This window comes from Acinetobacter sp. YH12156 (assembly GCF_013418235.1).
In the GTDB taxonomy this organism is placed as follows: Bacteria; Pseudomonadota; Gammaproteobacteria; order Pseudomonadales; family Moraxellaceae; genus Acinetobacter; species Acinetobacter pseudolwoffii.
Window position 1 is genome coordinate 20,238 of record NZ_VPCL01000006.1, and the last position, 20,412, is coordinate 40,649.

General features: G+C 44.2%; 14 protein-coding genes and 1 pseudogene. 10 read left to right on the top strand and 5 right to left on the bottom strand.

All coding sequences use genetic code 11. From position 1 onward, the window contains the following. Nucleotides 1-6: 6 nt before the first annotated feature. Both FTU87_RS07420 and FTU87_RS07425 read left to right on the top strand, forming a co-directional pair. Nucleotides 7-2,409, top strand: a complete 2,403-nt coding sequence (locus FTU87_RS07420; protein WP_180096920.1) for a glucose/quinate/shikimate family membrane-bound PQQ-dependent dehydrogenase — start codon at nucleotides 7-9, stop codon at nucleotides 2,407-2,409. Between the two features lie 392 nt (nucleotides 2,410-2,801). Further along, a complete protein-coding gene (locus tag FTU87_RS07425) occupies nucleotides 2,802-4,937 on the top strand; it encodes a TonB-dependent receptor (RefSeq protein ID WP_180096921.1) in 2,136 nt (711 codons plus the stop codon). Between the two features lie 122 nt (nucleotides 4,938-5,059). Here FTU87_RS07425 and FTU87_RS07430 read toward each other — a convergent pair. Continuing rightward, nucleotides 5,060-5,173: pseudogene (locus FTU87_RS07430) on the bottom strand (arsenical resistance protein ArsH); the annotation flags it as partial. Between the two features lie 146 nt (nucleotides 5,174-5,319). On the opposite strand from FTU87_RS07430, the gene FTU87_RS07435 reads away from it, so the two are divergent. Beyond that, on the top strand, nucleotides 5,320-5,733 hold the full coding sequence (locus tag FTU87_RS07435; protein ID WP_180096922.1) for a TM2 domain-containing protein: 414 nt from the start codon (nucleotides 5,320-5,322) through the stop codon (nucleotides 5,731-5,733). A gap of 45 nt (nucleotides 5,734-5,778) precedes the next feature. Here the strand turns inward: FTU87_RS07435 and FTU87_RS07440 are convergent, their stop codons facing one another. The 3 genes from FTU87_RS07440 to FTU87_RS07450 all read right to left on the bottom strand — a co-directional run bounded on the left by FTU87_RS07440 (nucleotide 5,779) and on the right by FTU87_RS07450 (nucleotide 11,451). After that, the gene (locus FTU87_RS07440; RefSeq protein ID WP_180096923.1) at nucleotides 5,779-6,393 is read right to left on the bottom strand and encodes a DUF805 domain-containing protein; all 615 of its coding nucleotides are present in this window, start codon (nucleotides 6,391-6,393) and stop codon (nucleotides 5,779-5,781) included. Nucleotides 6,394-6,587: 194 nt separating this feature from the next. After that, nucleotides 6,588-7,871: a ribonucleotide-diphosphate reductase subunit beta gene (locus FTU87_RS07445; protein WP_005169603.1), complete on the bottom strand. Its 1,284-nt coding sequence runs from the start codon at nucleotides 7,869-7,871 to the stop codon at nucleotides 6,588-6,590. A 742-nt stretch (nucleotides 7,872-8,613) separates the two neighbouring features. Then, nucleotides 8,614-11,451 (bottom strand): ribonucleoside-diphosphate reductase subunit alpha, encoded by a 2,838-nt coding sequence (locus FTU87_RS07450; RefSeq protein ID WP_180096924.1) that lies wholly within the window; start codon nucleotides 11,449-11,451, stop codon nucleotides 8,614-8,616. A gap of 566 nt (nucleotides 11,452-12,017) precedes the next feature. Between FTU87_RS07450 and bfmR the strand changes: the two genes are divergently transcribed. Both bfmR and bfmS read left to right on the top strand, forming a co-directional pair. Beyond that, the gene (bfmR, locus tag FTU87_RS07455) at nucleotides 12,018-12,734 is read left to right on the top strand and encodes a response regulator transcription factor BfmR (RefSeq protein WP_005097931.1); all 717 of its coding nucleotides are present in this window, start codon (nucleotides 12,018-12,020) and stop codon (nucleotides 12,732-12,734) included. Between the two features lie 42 nt (nucleotides 12,735-12,776). Next, nucleotides 12,777-14,444: a sensor histidine kinase BfmS gene (gene bfmS, locus FTU87_RS07460; protein ID WP_005097929.1), complete on the top strand. Its 1,668-nt coding sequence runs from the start codon at nucleotides 12,777-12,779 to the stop codon at nucleotides 14,442-14,444. Nucleotides 14,445-14,514: 70 nt separating this feature from the next. On the opposite strand, the gene FTU87_RS07465 is transcribed toward bfmS, so the two are convergent. Continuing rightward, on the bottom strand, nucleotides 14,515-14,871 hold the full coding sequence (locus FTU87_RS07465) for a hypothetical protein (RefSeq protein WP_005097927.1): 357 nt from the start codon (nucleotides 14,869-14,871) through the stop codon (nucleotides 14,515-14,517). A 572-nt stretch (nucleotides 14,872-15,443) separates the two neighbouring features. On the opposite strand from FTU87_RS07465, the gene ndhC reads away from it, so the two are divergent. From ndhC to nuoF, 5 genes are all read left to right on the top strand, one after another. Next, on the top strand, nucleotides 15,444-15,989 hold the full coding sequence (gene ndhC, locus FTU87_RS07470) for an NADH-quinone oxidoreductase subunit A (RefSeq protein WP_005097926.1): 546 nt from the start codon (nucleotides 15,444-15,446) through the stop codon (nucleotides 15,987-15,989). A gap of 6 nt (nucleotides 15,990-15,995) precedes the next feature. Then, nucleotides 15,996-16,676 carry an NADH-quinone oxidoreductase subunit B family protein gene (locus FTU87_RS07475; RefSeq protein WP_005097925.1) on the top strand — a complete coding sequence of 227 codons (681 nt, stop codon included), beginning with the start codon at nucleotides 15,996-15,998 and terminating at the stop codon, nucleotides 16,674-16,676. 90 nt (nucleotides 16,677-16,766) lie between these two features. Continuing rightward, on the top strand, nucleotides 16,767-18,554 hold the full coding sequence (nuoC, locus tag FTU87_RS07480) for an NADH-quinone oxidoreductase subunit C/D (RefSeq protein WP_180096925.1): 1,788 nt from the start codon (nucleotides 16,767-16,769) through the stop codon (nucleotides 18,552-18,554). A gap of 14 nt (nucleotides 18,555-18,568) precedes the next feature. Next, the gene (nuoE, locus tag FTU87_RS07485; RefSeq protein ID WP_004280775.1) at nucleotides 18,569-19,078 is read left to right on the top strand and encodes an NADH-quinone oxidoreductase subunit NuoE; all 510 of its coding nucleotides are present in this window, start codon (nucleotides 18,569-18,571) and stop codon (nucleotides 19,076-19,078) included. Continuing rightward, nucleotides 19,075-20,406 (top strand): NADH-quinone oxidoreductase subunit NuoF, encoded by a 1,332-nt coding sequence (gene nuoF / locus FTU87_RS07490; protein ID WP_005097923.1) that lies wholly within the window; start codon nucleotides 19,075-19,077, stop codon nucleotides 20,404-20,406. The genes nuoE and nuoF overlap by 4 nt, the downstream gene beginning before the upstream one ends. The last annotated feature ends 6 nt before the right edge of the window (nucleotides 20,407-20,412 follow it).

Genomic DNA, 20,412 nt, shown 5'->3' on the forward strand with positions numbered 1-20,412 from the left:
TTCAATATGAATACTTCATCATCAGGTTCGGTACTGAAAACGATTTTAGCGGTCATTGCCGCTGTTTTCGGTATAGGACTGCTGATTGGAGGGATTTATCTTGCAGTGCTGGGTGGGTCTTGGTACTACATCATTGCAGGTATTCTCTTTATTGCGACCGCAGTTCTCTTGTATAAACGAAAAAGTGCTGCACTCCTTGTTTATGCCATATTCGTTTTGGCGACAGTGGTGTGGGGGCTGTGGGAAGTCGGTTCAGATTTCTTTGCACTTGCGCCGCGTTTAGATATTTTAGGGCTGTTTGGTCTGGCCCTGCTGATTCCGGCAGTAACACGTGGCTTTGATCAAAGCAAAGGTGCGAAAATTGCCTTGGGTGCTTCATTGGCCATTACTATTGCCGTCATGATTTATGCTGTATTTAATGACCCGCAAGAAATTCGCGGTGAATTAAAATCCCAGCAGCCTGCAGCCCACCAGCCAATCCCCGGTGTGGCAGATGAAGACTGGCCGGCTTATGGCCGTACCCAGTCCGGTTTGCGTTATTCACCCTTAAAGCAGATTAATACTGAAAACGTCAAAGATTTGCAGGTAGCTTGGGAATATCACACGGGCGAATTCAAGACTGAAAATGACTCGGGTGAAACCACCAATCAGGTTACCCCAATCAAGGTGGGTGACAACATGTACATCTGTACCACTCACCAGAAATTGACTGCGCTTGATCCGGCAACCGGTAAGGCGAAATGGACCTATGATCCAAAGCTGAAAGCTGATCATACCTATCAGCATTTAACCTGTCGTGGCGTGTCTTATTATGATGTCAACAATACGGCTGGTTTTGAAAGCAGTCTCGCTGCGAAAAAAAGCAGCTCTGCTGAATGTCCACAAAAAGTCATTTTACCGGTCAATGATGGGCGTTTAGTGGCGGTAAATGCGACCACCGGTAAAGTCTGTTCTGATTTTGGTAAAAATGGCGAAGTCGATCTGCAAAAAGATATGCCATTCCCATATCCGGGCGGTTATATTCCAACCTCACCGCCTGTAGTAACCGGCACCACCATTATTATTGCGGGTTCAACCACAGATAACTATTCAACTGAAGAACCATCGGGTGTGATCCGTGGTTATGACGTGAATACCGGTGAACTGCTTTGGGTATTTGACACAGGCGCTGAAGATCCGAATTTGATTCCTGCGCCGGGTCAGAAATTTGTACATAACTCTCCAAATGCTTGGGCACCTTTGGCCTATGATGCAGAGCTGGACATCGTCTACGTACCAACGGGTGTCGGTACCCCGGATATTTACGGTGGTCACCGGACTGAACTGGACGAGCGTTATGCCAACTCGATGCTGGCCCTGAATGCGACGACTGGTAAGCTGGTATGGAACTTCCAGACTACCCATCATGATTTGTGGGATATGGACGTACCTTCACAGCCGACATTGACCGAGATTAAAGACAAAAGTGGCAATATGGTTCCAGCCATTTATGTCTTGACCAAAACTGGGAATGCTTTTGTGCTGGATCGTCGTAATGGTAAAGCGATTGTGCCGATTACCGAGAAACCGGTACCACAATCTGTGAAACGCGGTCCTCAAACCAAAGGCGAGTTCTATTCTAAAACTCAACCGTTCTCTGACTTTAATCTGGCGCCACAAGATAAACTGACCGATAAACAGATGTGGGGTGCGACCATGTTTGACCAGTTGGTCTGCCGTGTTGCGTTTCACAAACTGAATTACGATGGCATTTATACCCCACCTTCTGAAAATGGAACGCTGGTCTTCCCGGGTAACCTGGGTGTGTTTGAATGGGGTGGTATGTCGGTGAATCCGGATCGTCAAATTGCATTAACCAATCCGATTGGCCTGCCATTTGTATCGAAACTGATTCCTCAAGATCCGAACCGTCCTAAGACGGCTAAAGGTGCAGGCACAGAAGCCGGTGTTCAACCGATGTATGGTGTACCTTATGGCGTTGAAATCAGTGCGTTCCTGTCTCCGTTTGGGCTGCCGTGTAAACAGCCGTCTTGGGGCTTTGTTGCAGGTGTGGACTTAAATACTCATGAAGTGGCCTGGAAACGCCGTATCGGTACCATTCGTGACAGTATGCCGGGCATTCCATTGCCACCATTCAAAATGGGTGTGCCGATGCTAGGTGGCCCTATTTCAACTGCGGGCAACGTGATGTTTGTAGGTGGAACTCAAGATAACTATATCCGTGCCATCAACGTGAACAACGGTGATGAACTATGGAAAGGTCGTCTACCTGCAGGTGGTCAGGCTACTCCAATGACCTATGAAGCCAATGGTAAGCAATACGTGGTCATTATGGCTGGTGGTCATGGTTCCTTTGGCACCAAAATGGGCGACTCTCTGGTGGCTTATGCCTTGCCAGACAATAAATAGTTGAACCTTTAATTAAGTATGAAGAAGCCTGATTCGTCAGGCTTTTTTATACGCTATTGTTGAATGCCTACATCGAGTTTTAAGGACACAGAGAAATGATGTTGATTTGTTGCTGAAAGCTCAATTTTATTCAGATCACATTAAAATAATATTCTTTGTATATGGCTGATTTTCAGTGCTATTCAGATAAAGGATTAATCAAGTCTGAATTTACCGAACACAGAATTTTAAGCTCAAAGTTTTTCTATCCATTGAGCGAACTATATGTCATCGAATCAACGCATTTATTTGATATCGATGCTTAAAAACAAAATGAATTGAATCATGAGATGTACGCCATCTCGATAAGGTATTTGCCGCATTAAACCACTTTCAAATAAGGCCTGTAATTTATGTATCAAAGCCCGAAATTTCCATTCGTGAGATCGACCTTGTCCTGCCTGATTGCTTGCGTAGGTCAGAATATTTATGCAGAAAATGACATACAAGACGTCCAAAGGTTAGACACGATTGTCATTCAAGCAACCCGTACTGATCGGGAGCGATTGACCACACCAGCGTCAGTGTATTATCTGAATCAAGAACAAGATAACAGCATGAATGTGAACCTTTCGGAAACATTAAAAGGCGTTCCAGGATTACAGTTAAATAATCGTGAAAACTATGCCCAAGACCTGCAAATTTCAATGCGGGGCTTTGGTGCACGCTCCAGTTTCGGTGTGCGCGGTGTGCGTTTATATGTAGATGGAATCCCTGCAACAATGCCGGATGGGCAGGGGCAAACCTCGAATATTGATTTAAACAGTCTGGATCATATTGAAGTATTGGGTGGTGCATTTTCATCACTCTATGGCAACTCTTCCGGGGGAACGATTTTAACCACCACGCGAGAGGGGCAAGGTGCTGACTCGATTGAACTGGGGCATTCTGCAGGGAGTCAAAATAAAGGGCAGACCAAGCTGGTTTTACAAGGTGGTTCAGAGAATGCTTCAGAGCCAAGCTATGTCATTAGCTCATCTTATGTTGATACCAATGGTTACCGTGATCACAGCAGTGCACATAAAGTTCTGAATAATGCCAAGCTGACCTGGGATCTGGAAGATGGTTCTAAAATCAACTGGATGAATAACTACGTTAAAATTGCTGCAGATGATCCGGGTGGTCTAGAGAGAAAGGATTGGAAAGCAAATCCAAAACAAATAGACAGTAGAATTCAGGGATTTAATACAAGAAAAGAAATTGAGCAATTTCAAACAGGTCTTACTTGGAATAAGTCAATCAATGATCAGCATGAACTGTATGGCATGGCCTATTGGGGGCAGCGTGAGGTTATCCAGTATCAATCAATTTCTAAGTTTTTTCAGTCATTAGAAAAACAACCAGGTGGTGTAATTGACTTTGACCGTCAGTTTTATGGTGCAGACCTACGTTGGACAGGTAGAGATGTTTTGCCAAATACTAAACTGATTGCTGGACTTGCTGTTGATGCCATGACCGAAGACCGAAAAGGTTATCTAAACTATGTGGGGAATACTTTTGGAGTTAAAGGTGAGTTACGTCGTGATGAAGACAATACCTTATGGAATGCGGATCCTTATTTACAGATATCTTATAACTTTGTGCCAGATTGGACTCTAGATGCTGGACTACGTTATAGCAACGTGCATTTTAAATCAGAAGATCATTATATTACTGATGTGAATGGTGATAATTCTGGTAAAACTACTTTTGACAAGTTACTGCCATCGCTAAGTTTAAGCTGGAAAATTTTACCTGAGCTGATGACTTATGCCAGTTATGCACAAGGCTTTGAAACACCAACTTTTACTGAAATGGCTTATCCTGCAAGTGGGAGTTTTGATAAAGCCCTTAATTTAAAAGCAGCAGAAAGTGAAACCTATGAACTTGGGTTGAAGTCTGCCAATATCTTAGGTGATTTTACTGTTGCAGTTTTTCAGACCAAGACAAAGAATGACATTGTTTCTGCAGGTAATGACAATGGTCGCTCTACTTTCCGTAATGCGGATAAAACTTTAAGAGAAGGTATTGAACTCTCCTGGAATAAAAACCTATGGCGTGACCTCACTGCACAGGCCAGCTATAGCTATATTGATGCTACTTTTGATGCAGATATTCCTGAAATTTTAAATCAGAATGGCAGTATTGCAGTGTCGAGAGTTGAATCAGGAAACTATATTCCGGGGATTGCCAAAAATCAGGCATTTTTAAGTTTGGGCTGGAAGCCTGAAAAAGGCTTACATGCAGGTCTAGATGTGCGTTACTCGGACAAGATTTATGTGAATGACTTGAATTCTGATGCTGCACCAAGTTATACAGTCGCTGGTGCTAATGTAGGTTATCACTGGAAAATGCAGGATTGGGCAGTGAATACTTTTGCGCGTGTCGATAACCTGTTTAATAAAGATTATTCTGGTTCGGTGATTGTCAATGAAAGCAATAACCGTTTCTTTGAGCCGGCAGAAGGGCGGAACTGGAGCGCTGGTCTGAGTGTGACAAAAGAATTTTAATTGAAATGATTTAGGGCTGTTAAATTTTCAAAAAACAAAATCCCGTTTCCTGAGCGGGATTTTTTAATATTAAGGTTTTTAAAAGATGAATTAAAGAAATCTGGAAAATACTAGATTGTCTGCTAATTCACTCGCTTTGATAATTCCTCGGCACTTTCGACCCGTTCAGAATATCGGTCGGTGAGATAAGCAGACTGACCGCGGGTGAGGAGGGTGAACTTGTAAAGTTCCTCCATTTTCTATCTAATATTTGATTAAAATAAATATGAAGTAAGTAAATTGAAAGTCTTTTTCTATGTCAATAATAACTTGAAATATAGTGTCTTTTTATAGTGTTGTGTTTATAATTTAACCTGTAGATAACATGTAAGAAGAGATAATAATGCAAGGGTCTATTTTAGATTATTCAGTGCAGCATAATACCGGTATTATTAGTGGAGATGATCAGAACCGCTATCAATTCATTGGTAGTGAGTGGAGAGGTCAGACTCTGCCAGCACGTGGACAGCGTGTAGATTTTGAGACATTAGGACAGGGACAAGCGAAAGACGTTTATATGTTGTCAGCTCCTAATCCTTTTACAAATCAAGTTGGACAAAAAAATCGAATTGTTGCGGCACTGCTTGCATTTTTCTTAGGTGGATTTGGTGTTCATAAATTTTATTTAGGTCGTATAGGATGGGGAATTGTCTATCTGATTTTCTGCTGGACATTTATCCCAGCGATTGTCGCATTTATTGAGTTTATTATTTATTTATGTACTTCAGAAGAAGATTTTGCCCGCAAATATGGCTAAATGATGATTGAAAAAAGGGCGATATCGCCCTTTTTTTTGTCTGCTTTATTTAGCAGGTTGTCCCCATTCATTATTATTCTGTTTTGTTTCAGTGGCAAACCAAATAATCAGTAGAATAAATCCAATTAAGGGTACTAAGCCAATTAAGTACCACCAACCAGATTTACCAATATCATGTAATCGTCGAACGGCGACAGCTAGAGAAGGAATAAAGAGACCCAAAGCAGCTATACAATATAATATTGATGGTGTATCAAATAAAATAGTATCAATGAAGGATGCAGCGAAAACAATTAAAAATTGTGCAAGTACAAAGAACCAAAATTCTTTACGTCGTGCACGCCCTGTAAAGGTTGCATAATTTTTTAAGCCTTTCACAAACCAATCAATTATATTGAAATTTTCTTCAGACTGATTTTGATTGGAAATCTTGTCTAATTGAATTGATAAATTTTGGATAGTGCTGTTTGCATTCCCAATTGCTAGATATACATCAATCGCTTGTCTTTCAGTATTAATTGCAAAATCTACTTTGTCTCCGCTTGCAGGGGGACGCTGACCACGCCAGTCAGAACCTTTAAAGTTATAGCGATTTTGATCATCCCCACTAATCACACCAGCATTATGCTGGATAGAATAATCTAAAATAACCCCTTTCATTTTTGTCCTCTTTCTTTGTGTTTAATTTTTAAATTATTTTTAATTTCATATGGATAATAGCATAACAGCATATTTGCATGCCTGTTTTTATATGATTATTACTATGATTGGTCAGATTTTTTTATGCATTGAATTACACTGAATTGTATATAAAAAAATCCCGCTACAGGAGCGGGATTTTTTTAATCTTCTAATTACCAGCTTAACGCACCGCCAGTCTGATAGTCCGTAACACGCGTCTCAAAGAAATTCTTCTCTTTACGCAAGTCCATCATCTCCGACATCCACTGGAACGGGTTATTCACACCAGCGAACTGTTCAGGCAAGCCTAACTGCGCCAGACGACGGTTGGCAATAAACTTCAGATATTCTTCCATCATGCCCGCATTCATACCCAATACACCACGTGGCATCGTGTCACGTGCATATTCGATTTCCAGCATTGTGCCTTCAAGAATCATCTGAATGATTTCTTCCTGGAACTCGGTTGTCCATAGACCCGGGTTTTCGATCTTGATCTGGTTGATCATATCGATACCGAAGTTCAGGTGCATGGATTCATCACGCAAAATGTACTGGAATTGCTCGGCAACACCATTCATCTTGTTACGACGGCCCATCGACAGGATCTGGCTGAAACCGCAGTAGAAGAAAATCCCTTCAAGTACACAGTAGAACGCGATCAGGTTGCGCAGCAGGATCTGGTCATTTTCAGGTGTGCCGGTTTTAAAAGTAGGATCACTTAAAGACTGGGTATATTTCAGACCCCACGCTGCTTTACGTGCCACTGACGGAACTTCGCGGTACATGTTGAAGACTTCGCCTTCATCCATACCGAGCGATTCGATACAATACTGGTAAGCGTGTGTATGAATCGCTTCTTCAAATGCCTGACGCAAGATGTACTGACGGCATTCAGGGTTGGTAATGTGACGGTAAATCGCCAGTACCAGGTTGTTTGCAACCAGTGAATCGGCAGTCGAGAAGAAACCGAGTGAACGCATGACAATGGTACGTTCATCTTCAGTCAGGCCGTTTTCAGATTTCCAAAGTGCGATGTCATGGTTCATGTTGACTTCTTGCGGCATCCAGTGGTTGGCACAACCGTCTAGATATTTTTGCCAAGCCCATTCGTATTTGAACGGAACAAGCTGGTTCAAGTCGGCACGACAGTTGATCATCGCCTTGTCGTCAACCTGTACACGCTGTGCACCCATTTCAAGCTCTTCCAGACCTGGAGCAACATCAAGTTGTTCTAGGGAAGCAGATGCTCTTGCCAGCGAATCGGTTGGATTTGATCCTCGGTTTTGAGTGGCTCTAAGGGGTTGTGCAGTTGCCACATCCGGCGATGCGTTGCCTGCATCAGATACCATCTGTGAATTAGTCGCTTTTTGCGGCTCGACGGGCGCAGGCTGCTGTTCAGGAGCAGCCGGTTTTTGCGAATCATCTTCGAAATCGTCCCAACTTAGGATAGACATATCAATTCTCTCTACGTTGCTTTATATCTTTTATGAGACATTCAGCTTGGCTGAGATGTCTTACTATACGCTTAATTTGTGTAAGCAAAATTAAGTTTTGTCGATGAATGCTGTGAATTTATACAGCAGCACTATCCCCACTACTTATTTTATTTACGCTGCTGGCGTAGTTTGAACCAGAAATAAGCAAGTGGTGCGTAAAAGGTAATAGCAAAGGAAATCAGCAATGCCGCAAGTCCTAACATGTAGTTGTGAGTCATATGGGGCATTGAGGTTTCCTTTAGTTAAGCTGTGGACTCTAGAGTTTTTTCTAGAATCCACCACAAGCTGTTAAGTCATTATTTAACTTTTCGAACTTGTTTGATTGTCGTCTTCGGGTGAGCTAAAGCATAAGCTTTAGTCACGAATCGACCGTCAATAGCACTTTTATAAATTTCGCGCTTAGACATTATCTATTCTCCTTTGATAAAGAAAATGACTCGTACTGGCCCGAGAAAGAATTCAGTGCTACAATTCATCTCGCATTTGCTAATGCCAGCCTCGTCGTGACCATCTTGGTATCACTTCGAGATTGAAAGCCTTCTACGAGTTTTGATCGGCCTGTAGAGGGCTTTTTTATTGCCAAAATTTTAATCCCCCTAAATCCCCCTTTTACAAAGGGGGACTTGCATCCCGCCATTTGCTTGGAGGAATCTCCCTCCTTTATTAAAGGAGGGTCGGGGAGGATTTAAACCCTGTCAGATTACTGACAAGCCTCACAATCAGGGTTATCAATTGAACATGCCATTGGCACTGGAGCCGCTTGAGCAAAACCTTCTTCCTCTGCAGGAGCTTCAGGTTTTTGCGCTTCAACGACAGGGGCTGCTGCTACAACAGGAGCCGCAACAGTTGCAGGTTTAACTGCGTTCAATGCGCCAGTATTAATTGTAGATTTCTCAGCAGAAGTCGCACCCAATGCACGTAGGTAATAAGTCGTCTTAAGACCACGTAACCAAGCCATCTTGTAAGTGATGTCCAGTTTCTTACCATTTGCACCAGCGATGTAAAGGTTAAGAGACTGCGCTTGGTCGATCCATTTTTGACGACGTGATGCAGCATCCACGATCCAGCGAGTTTCAACTTCAAACGCAGTCGCGAAGATGGCTTTAAGCTCTTCAGGAATACGGGAAATCTTCTGAACAGAACCTTCGAAGTGTTTCAGGTCGTTGACCATTACTGCATCCCAAAGACCACGTTCTTTCAACGCACGTACCAGGTACGGGTTGATTACTGTGAATTCGCCAGACAGGTTAGATTTCACATACAGGTTCTGGAATGTAGGCTCGATAGATTGAGATACGCCACAGATGTTTGAAATCGTTGCAGTCGGTGCAATTGCCATCACGTTCGAGTTACGCATACCGTCTTTTTGAACTTTGGCACGTAAAGTATCCCAGTCCAGACGTTGAGTACGGTCTACTTCAAACATGCGTTCTGGACGAGTTTTCGCAACCAGATCAAGCGAGTCGATTGGTAAAATACCCTGATCCCACAATGAACCCTTGAATGTTTCGTATGTACCACGCTCAACAGCCAAATCACTCGATGTTGAAATCGCGTAGTACGAAATCACTTCCATTGATTCATCAGCAAACTCAACCGCAGCATCAGAACCATACGCCAGGTTCATTTCGTATAAAGCATCCTGGAAGCCCATGATACCCATACCGACTGGACGATGTTTCAGGTTTGAATTACGTGCTTGTGGAACAGCGTAGTAGTTGATGTCAATCACGTTGTCGAGCATACGCACAGCAGTTTTTACTGTACGTGCCAGTTTTTCGCGATCCAGTACACCGCCTTGCACGTGTTGAACCAGGTTGATCGAACCTAAGTTACATACCGCGATTTCTTCTTTGCTGGTGTTCAATGTAATTTCGGTACACAGGTTAGAAGAGTGCACTACACCTACGTGTTGCTGTGGTGAACGTAAGTTACATACGTCTTTGAATGTGATCCACGGGTGACCCGTTTCAAACAACATCGACAGCATTTTGCGCCACAAATCTTTTGCACGGATTTTCTTGTGCAGCATGTTTGTTTCTTTGGCAATACCTTCGTAGTAAGCATAACGCTCAGCGAATTCTGCACCGGTCAAATCATGTAGATCTGGGGTTTCAGAAGGTGTGAACAATGTCCATTCCGCATCTTCGAATACACGTTGCATGAACAGGTCAGGAACCCAGTTCGCTGTGTTCATGTCGTGGGTACGACGACGGTCATCACCAGTGTTTTTACGAAGTTCCAGGAATTCTTCAATGTCCAGGTGCCAGGTTTCAAGATATGCACAAACTGCACCTTTACGCTTGCCACCTTGGTTGACCGCAACAGCCGTATCGTTCGCGACTTTAAGGAATGGAACTACACCTTGCGACTTACCATTGGTGCCTTTGATGTAAGAGTTTAAAGCACGCACTGGTGTCCAGTCGTTACCCAAACCGCCTGCCCATTTAGACAGCATGGCGTTATCACGCATTGCGCCATAAATATCATACAGGTCATCATCAATGGTGGTTAAGTAGCAGCTCGACAATTGTGGACGAAGCGTACCTGAGTTAAACAGGGTAGGCGTCGATGCCATATAGTCGAAGCTAGACAACAAGTTATAGAACTCGATGGCACGTTCTTCACGGTTTTCTTCATTGAGCGACAAGCCCATAGATACACGCATAAAGAACAATTGCGGCAATTCGAAACGTACGCCATCGGAATGGATGAAGTAGCGGTCAAATAAAGTCTGTAGACCTAGGTAGGTAAACTGGTTTGAGCGTTCTGGTTGAATCGCCGCTGCCAGTTTCGCCAGATCAAAGTTAAGCAGTTCTGGTGAAATAAGCTCAAGCTCAATCCCTTTTTTCAGGAAAGTTTCAAGTGCTTCACCTTCATGCGTATCCGTAGGCAGACCCAGGAATTTCAAACCAGTCGCCACCAGATCATCACGCAACAAACGTGCGGTCACATAGGTGTAGTTCGGCTCTTGCTCGATCCGGGTACGGGTGGCCATCATCATGGTGGTGGAGATGTCAGACTCTTTTACACCGTTGTACAGGTTTTTCACGGTCTCATCGACAATGGCTTGTACATCAATTCCTTCAAGGCCTTCTGCTGCTTTAGTAACATGCGCAGTTAAAGCACTTAAATCAAGTGGCTTAAGTTGGCCTTCAGCATCGGTAATTTGCAGGGTCGGGTGATGGTGTGCACCTAACTGTTTACGTGCTTCAGAACGTTGTTCACGGTAAATGACATAAGAGCGTGCAACTTTCTGTTCGCCCGTACGCATTAGCGCAAGTTCAACTTGGTCTTGAATTTCTTCGATATGAATCGTTCCGCCAGAAGGTAAACGACGTTTAAAGGTATTCAGTACCATTTCCGTCAGTTGCTCGATACGATCATGGATCCGGCTCGAGTCAGCGCTTTGCTGGCCTTCAACCGCCAAAAACGCTTTACCAATTGCGACAGAAATTTTTTCTGCATCAAAAGCGGCAACATCACCGGTGCGTTTAATCACCTGAAGTTGACCAGGAGTTGAAGTGATTACGCTCATGTTAGCATAGCTCCATTGTCATCTATTTTTATGTTTATGGACCGTTTGAACTGGGCAAGTTTCATGCACAGTGTTTGAGGAATAAACACAAGACCTAGTGGTTTTAAAATTAATTGAACACAAGATACGGGAAAATTTAGGGTAGATCAATATTGACATTTAGCTAAATATTTTTCTTAAGTTTTGCTTTAATCCTTGTAAAAATATCGCTATTTTTATTGATTTTTGTATAAGCCTTATCAGGCAAGGCATAGCATAACAAAGTCCCGGGAAAGTGCTTATAGATAACATTGTGGATAACTAAAAAGTGCTGAATCAAGCAGTCATATTTTGTCCATGTAATAGTTGTGTAAATCACAAATCAGATCTAAATCACTGTTTCAAGCATAGTTGCCCAAAAAATGCACGATAAAATATTACAAAATGCTATGTTGATGTATCAGTTTGGTGAACGCTATCTTGTTTACAATGTAAACGTGTGTATATTGCAAGCATATTAAAAACGTATCTATTGGATTTCAAAAGGATACGCCTATAGCGTAGATCCACCAAATAAGGGGCAATACATGAGCCAAGAAGAAAAGTTACCCAAGATTTTAATTGTTGAAGATGATGAGCGTCTTGCTCGTTTAACGCAAGAATACCTCATTCGTAATGGACTTGAGGTTGGGGTGGAGCCGGATGGTAACCGTGCCATTCGCCGGATTATCGCTGAGCAGCCAGATATGGTGGTGCTGGATGTGATGTTACCAGGAGCGGATGGTTTGACCATTTGTCGTGAAGTGCGCCCGCATTATCATCAACCGATCTTGATGTTGACTGCGCGTACTGAGGACATGGATCAGGTCTTGGGTCTGGAAATGGGTGCCGATGACTATGTCGCTAAACCGGTACAACCACGTGTATTGCTGGCACGTATTCGTGCATTACTGCGTCGTACGGACAAGGTGCCTGAAGATGAAGTGGCACAGCGTATCGAATTTGATGATCTGGTCATCGACAATGGTGGTCGTTCAGTTACTTTAAATGGTGATCTGGTTGATTTTACCAGTGCGGAATATGACCTGTTGTGGTTGCTTGCATCAAATGCTGGCCGTATTCTTTCCCGCGAAGATATTTTCGAGCGTTTACGTGGCATCGAATATGATGGTCAGGATCGTTCAATCGATGTGCGTATTTCGCGTATCCGTCCAAAAATTGGTGACGATCCAGAGAATCCGAAGCGTATTAAAACCGTGCGTAGTAAAGGTTATCTATTCGTTAAAGAAACTAATGGTATTTAAGCAAATGTACGTTGTTGCTTGAACGAGCAGGATAAACTATAGGTGTTTAAACACAGTATATTTTTGCGTATATACGCAGGACTCGTCATCCTTGTCGTGTTGGTGGCTGTGTTCGGCTATCTGTTGGTACAGATTATCAACTATCAGCGTGCGCAAGAATATCGTGAGTCTCTGACTGATGGTATGGCCTATATCATCAGTGAGGGTGTCGCGCGCCAGCCAAATCTTCAGCAAAAGATGGATTGGGTTTCCGATGCTTCTGATTTGCTGGAATTGCCAATTCACTATGTAGAAGCCAGCAAGGTGGATATCACCCGTGCTGAAGGTCGCCGTATTGCAGATCGTAAAGCCGTGGTGCGCTGGGATGCCAAAACCGGCATTGCCTATATTGTGGTGGGGCTGCGCGATGACCCGAATCATTACCTGTATATAAAGGCCGACAGTATTACCGAGCGCCAGATGAAGGCGCTGCCGGTCTTTATTCTGGATTATCTGGTCTATTATCCGGGTCAGGAAAAAGAATATCTGTCCGCTATTCAGGATCATTTTTCTTATCCGGTATCGATTGAAAACGTACAGAGCTTACCTTTAGATTCCGAGCAGATCGGGCGCTTGCGTCTTGATCACAGTATTATCCTGTATCGGGATAGTGCCTCAATCCGTGGCACCACCATTTCAATTATTTCGCCAATTCCAGGTTCGACCTCACAAGTCTTGGTGATGGGGCCGGTGCCATTGTTTAACTGGATGCCATTCCAGTTGGCCACCGGTATTACTTTATTGAGCCTGTTTGTGCTGAGTCTGGGGGTGTATGGTTTGCTGGTGCCGATGCAGCGCAAGTTGCGTGAAGTCAGCTATGCCTTAAACAAAATGAAAACCGGTAATATGTCATTGCGTCTTCCTGTCGAAGGAAGTGACGAAATGGCAACGCTGGCCTCTAGCTTTAACAATATGTCTGATCATATTCAGCGCCTGATTGAAGCCCAGCGTGAATTGATGCGTGCGGTTTCACATGAACTTCGTACACCAGTGGCGCGGATTCGTTTTGGTGTGGAAATGATGGCAGATGAAGATGATTACGATTATCGTCTGCAACAGGTCGAACAGATTGATAAAGATATTGAAGCACTGAATACCCTGATTGACGAGATCATGACCTATGCCAAGCTAGAACAGGGCATGCCTTCGATCGAGTTTGAAAAGGTCAATTTGTTTGAAGTGCTGAATCAGGTAGCTCTGGAAACTGAAGCATTAAAAACCCAGAAAATCATTGAGCTACATTCAATGCCTGATGTGGTGGTTGAGGCAGAGCGCCGTTATCTGCATCGCGTAATTCAGAATCTGGTCGGCAATGCGGTGCGTTATTGCGACAATAAGGTGCTGATCAGTGGTGGTCTGGATCAGGATGGTCAGGCTTATGTCTCTGTTGAAGATGATGGCCCGGGAATTCCGGAAGTGGATCGTGCCCGGGTCTTTGAAGCCTTTGCCCGGCTGGATGACAGCCGCACCCGTGCTTCGGGTGGCTATGGTTTGGGTTTATCCATTGTCAGCCGGATTGCGTACTGGTTTGGTGGCAAGATTCATGTGGATCAAAGTCCGAGCTTGGGTGGTGCGCGCTTTATCATGAGCTGGCCTGCACAGCGTTATGTAAAGAAGAGCAAGCGCAAGTTGGCAGAAAAGACTGAGGAAATCAGTGATCATTCAGCTTGATGTTATATAAATGCTTTTGAGTTATAAAAAAACGATGCCTGAGCATCGTTTTTTTTATTGGGGAAGAATTTTATTCCTGAATGGTGGCATCCGGCTCAATCAATGGTTTGCCTTCTTTTAGGCCATGCAGGGCTTCAGGATTGAAGTCGATCATTAGCTTGGTATTTTTTCCATCAATGCTATAGCGCTGGATCAGCCTCTGATCACCAGATAAAGTTTCGACTTTGTATTCATCGGCAATATTCATGATGCCATCCAGATTAATGCTGGAAGAGGCATGATCCTCTTGAAACAGTGCATGAATATCGCGCAAGTCAAAAGCGACCTGACTCATATTGGGGTGTTTCTGAACATAATCTTGGATATGTCGCACCAGTAACTGGGCAAATAAAAAATAATTCGGCTTATGCGAGAAGCGTAGAGACATGCAAGGACTCCTTATTGTTACTTTATTAATGTCATTATGTGGCTTAGAAATACAAATAACATATTCTGAATCAGTCTGTTGGGTGTGTTGCAAAAAGATACAATTGCTTGCCTTGAGTGAGGCTGGGCTTAAAGTGCTTTAATCCAAGTTAAAATGTGAAAATCATGTTAAATATCAAATTAAATCAAAAACTTTATCCGCTGAAAGTTATGGATAGAATAAGTTTTTGTCTGATTTTTCTTTGCTTTGGCCGTGAAAGGGGCTATATCTAAGCCAGAGGCCAAGCAAGAATGATCTGAAATGGATTTATTTTTCAGGAATGCTGTTTATAGAAAAATTAATAGAAAATTAAAACTTAATCCAATAAAACGATTAAATCGGATGTTGAGAGATCAAACGCAAATTAAATGCTGAAATGCCTAAAAAATCATCCCAAAGACTAAGGCTTATAAACTAGCAAGTGAAATCCAAAATCAGGTACAATTGGCGGGATTAATTTTGTGTTTGGTGTATTTGAAGGCCAATACATACATTCTTTGTTAACAAATAGGCCTGCCAGGAGTTATCCCCGCATGAGTGCTATTACTCCATACGAATGGGCAATTATTGCCTTCGTGATCGGCGTTACATTTTTATGCGTCTTTATGCTGACCGTCCCATTACTCCTCGGGGGTAAATCATGGGGCCGTGCCAAGCAGGAGCAGTTTGAGTCAGGTGTTGTTGGTGCAGGTGGGGCTCGTATCCGCTTGTCTGCAAAGTTCTATTTAGTTGCAATTTTCTTCGTGGTGTTTGATTTAGAAGCACTTTATCTATATGCATGGGCGGTTTCTGTTCGTGAAGTAGGTTGGATTGGTTTTGCAACTGCAGCTATCTTTATTTTAGTTTTACTTGTTGGTTTGGTTTACGAATTATCCACAGGCGCACTCAACTGGGCACCTTCAGACAAACGTAAAGCCGCAGGAATTAAAGCTAAGATTGGTTCGCCAAATATGGATCTAGCAGAAATTACGCGCTTTAACTCAATTGAAGAATTGGTAATCGACCCTACAGGTCAAATCCCAGCTCAATCCTCTGGTCGTGTGAAAAGCTCACCGGCTAAATCATCTGATAAGGAGTAAGACGGGATGAAATATACATTAACCCGTGCGAATCCGGATGCTGATCAATATCCACTTCAAGAGCGTATCCTTGTAGAAGATCCGTTACTTGAAGAAGAAGTGAATAAGAATGTATTCATGACTCGTTTAGAGGATGTGGTACATACAGCAGTCAACTGGGGTCGTAAAAACTCAGTTTGGCCGTTTAACTTTGGTACATCATGCTGCTATGTAGAGTATGCGACGACCTTAACCGGTGTGCATGACTTGTCACGTTTTGGTGCCGAGGTGATTCGTGCTTCACCGCGTCAGGCGGATTTAATGATTGTGGCGGGTACCTGCTTTGTGAAAATGGCGCCTGTCATTCAACGTTTGTATGAACAGATGCTTGAACCGAAATGGGTCATTTCAATGGGTGCATGTGCCAACTCAGGTGGGATGTACGACATTTATTCAGTGGTACAAGGTGTGGATAAAATCATCCCGGTCGATGTTTATGTTCCTGGCTGCCCACCACGTCCTGAAGCTTTGATTCAGGCATTAATGCTGTTGCAAGACCAGATTCAACTCGAGCGTCGTCCGCTTTCTGCGGTGATCGGTGATGATCTTAAGCCAGTGTATAAGCCAAAGATGATGCCGGAACGTGACCGTAAGAAAGATCAGCGTGTTGCTGTGAAGAACTTGCGCTCTATGGATGAAATTAAATAATTTAAACGACTGGTCTTTTTTGCTGCACCCGCTATGGGTGTAATTGTCGTTTAGGTTGACTGAATTTGTATTAAATAGGAAGCCAAGCCAATGGCTGAAATTGACATTGCTATGCCAGAATCAACACCAGTTGATTCACGCCCAGCATTTACCATCATTGAAGAACTCAAAACCAAATTTGGTGAGAACTTCTATGTGCAAACGACTTTCGAGGATTTCCCGACAGTCTGGGTTGAGCGCGCACGTGTACAAGAAGTTTTAATGTTCTTGCGTACAGTATCACGTCCTTACGTGATGTTGTTCGACTTGTCTGCGGTAGATGAGCGTCTGCGTACGCACCGCGACGGTTTACCTGCGTCTGACTTCACAGTGTTCTACCACTTGTTGTCGCTCGAGCGTAATACTGACATTCGTATTAAGGTTGCCTTAGCTGAAAGTGATCTGAATCTTCCGACGGCAACCAACATCTGGCCAAATGCCAACTGGTACGAACGTGAAGCTTACGATATGTTTGGGATCAATTTCGAAGGGCATCCAATGCTCCGTCGTATCTTGTTGCCAACCTATTGGGAAGGTCATCCGCTACGTAAAGAATATTCTGCACGTGCGACTGAATATACCCCGTATTTGCAAGACAAGGCCAAGCAGGACTACGAACAGGAACATCTGCGTTTCGTGCCTGAAGATTGGGGTATGAAGCGCGGTAATGCCGATGAAGACTTCATGTTCCTGAACTTGGGGCCTAACCATCCATCTGCGCACGGTGCATTCCGTGTGATTTTGCAGCTGGACGGCGAAGAAGTGAAAGACTGTGTGCCTGATATCGGTTATCACCACCGTGGTGTGGAAAAGATGGCTGAACGTCAAACCTGGCATTCATTCATTCCGTATACAGACCGTGTCGACTACTTGGGTGGTTGTGCACAAAACATGCCTTATGTGATGGGCGTGGAGCAAATGGCGGGCATTACTGTACCGGACCGTGCGCAATGTATCCGTGTGATGATGTCGGAATTGTTCCGTATCAATAACCACTTGTTGTTTATTGGTACTGCAATTCAGGATGCCGGCGGTATGACCCCAGTATTCTATATGTTCGCTGACCGTCAAAAGATTTATGACGCGATTGAAGCGATCACGGGTTACCGTATGCACCCAGCTTGGTTCCGTATTGGCGGTACTGCGCACGACCTTCCAAACAACTGGCAGCACCTCATTCGCGAAATCCTCGACTGGATGCCGAAGCGTATGAATGAATACTACACAGCTGCATTACGCAACTCTGTATTCATGGGTCGTACCCAAGGTGTAGCGCAATATGACGCTAAATCTGCATTGGCTTGGGGAGTAACCGGTACAGGTCTACGTGCTACAGGCATTGATTTTGACGTTCGTAAATATCGTCCATACAGTGGCTACGAAAATTACGATTTCGAGGTTCCTTTAGAGTACGAAGGCGATGCTTATGCACGTGTCATGGTTCACTTCCGTGAAATCGAAGAATCACTGAAAATCGTCAAGCAATGTCTAGACAACATGCCGTCTGGTGCGTACAAAGCAGACCATCCACTGGCTGTTCCACCACCAAAAGACAAGACATTACAAGATATTGAAACCTTGATTACGCACTTCTTAAGCGTATCTTGGGGTCCTGTAATGCCGGCAGGTGAAGCATCTGTGATGGCGGAAGTGGTGAAAGGTGCGTCGAACTACTACTTGACTTCAGACAAGTCAACCATGAGTTACCGTACCCGTATTCGTACACCAACCTTCACGCATTTACAGCAAATGCCTTCTGTGATTAACGGCAGCCTCATGTCTGACTTAATCATTTATTTAGCGACCATTGACGTCGTAATGGCTGACGTGGATCGCTAAGGGGTAAACGCATTATGATGATTTTGACTGATAAAAAGCCACGTGTGAACGTTGAAGGAATTTTGACTGCGGACGAAATTCACGATATCGAACATCACATGGGGCACTATCCATACCCACGTGCGGCGTGTCTGGACGCGCTAAAGTGTGTACAACGCCGTAATGGCTGGGTAGATGATGCGCAAATGAATGCCATCGCGCAAATGCTGAGCATGAGCGTTGCAGATCTGGAAGGTGTGGCAACCTTCTATAACCGTATTTACCGTCAGCCGGTCGGTCGTCACGTAATTTTGTTATGTGATTCGATTGCGTGCTTCTTGATGGGTGCGGAAACTTTGGCAGAAGCATTCCAGCGCGAATTAGGCATTCAGTTTGGTCAAACGACTGCAGATGGTCGCTTTACCTTGCTGCCAATTTGCTGCCTGGGCAACTGTGACAAAGGCCCAACCTTAATGATTGATGAAGACACGCACGGTCTGGTTGAAGTGACTTCGGTGAAACAGCTGTTGGAGAAGTATGTATGAATACTGAACCAAAACCAATTTATGGCGACGGTAACCCGGAAACGCATCCACTCACCTGGCGTTTAAGCAAACAAGCGAACGTACGTAATGCAGATGATTACGAAGCGCTAGAAGGTTATGCAGGCTTTAAAAAAGCCCTGTCGATGTCGCCTAAAGATGTATTGGACGTGGTGAAGGCAGCGACTGTTAAAGGTCGTGGTGGTGCAGGCTTCCCGGCAGGCATCAAATGGTCACTAATGGCGCCAAATGACAATTCAGGTCCACGTTACCTGATTTGTAATGCCGATGAGATGGAGCCAGGTACCTTCAAAGACCGTTTGTTGATGGAAGATCTTCCACATCAACTGATCGAAGGGATGCTGATCGCGGGTTATACGCTTGAAGCAACCCATGGTTATATCTTTATCCGTGGCGAGTACATCGAAGCGGCTCAGTACTTAAATGAAGCGCTTGAGCAAGTTCGAGCCAAAGGTTACTTAGGGGATAACATCCTGGGTACCGGCTGGAACTTCGAGTTACACGTGCATACCGGTGCAGGTCGTTATATCTGTGGTGAAGAAACTGCATTGATTAACTCGCTTGAAGGCCGTCGTGCCAACCCGCGTACCAAACCGCCATTCCCGCAAGTTGCAGGTGCTTGGGGTCGTCCTACGATTGTCAACAACGTAGAGACCTACAACAACTTACCCGCCATCATGCTGCGTGGCCCTGAATGGTATATCGGCTTGTCTGCGGGCAAATCGAAAGATCCAGGTACCAAAATCTATGGTGCATCAGGTAAAGTGAAATTCCCGGGTCTATGGGAATTGCCTTTTGGTACGACTGCGCGTGAAGTGATTGAAGATCACGCGGGTGGTATGCGCGATGGCTTAACGCTGAAAGCATGGTTACCGGGTGGTGCATCAACGGACTTCCTGGCGGCCGAGCATATCGATCTTCCGATGGATGCGGAAAGCATCATGAAAGCCGGTTCTCGTTTGGGAACATGTCTGCTCATGGTGGTTGATGAAACCCAATGTATGGTTTCAGCAACACGTAACCTAGAAGAATTCTTTGCACGCGAATCATGTGGTTTCTGTACCCCTTGCCGTGATGGCTTGCCTTGGGCAGTGAAAGCGTTAAAAGCGCTGGAAAATGGCACAGGTAAACAGGAAGATATCGATCACTTACAAGAGTTAACGCGTAAGCTTTGGATCGGTAAAACTTTCTGTGCCCACGCACCGGGTGCAATGGAACCGCTCATGGGCGCACTCAAACATTTCCGTGGCGAATTTGAAGCGAAGGTGGTGAATGCCGCTGCTCAAGTTAGCTCCGTAGAACAAGCTTAAGGAATT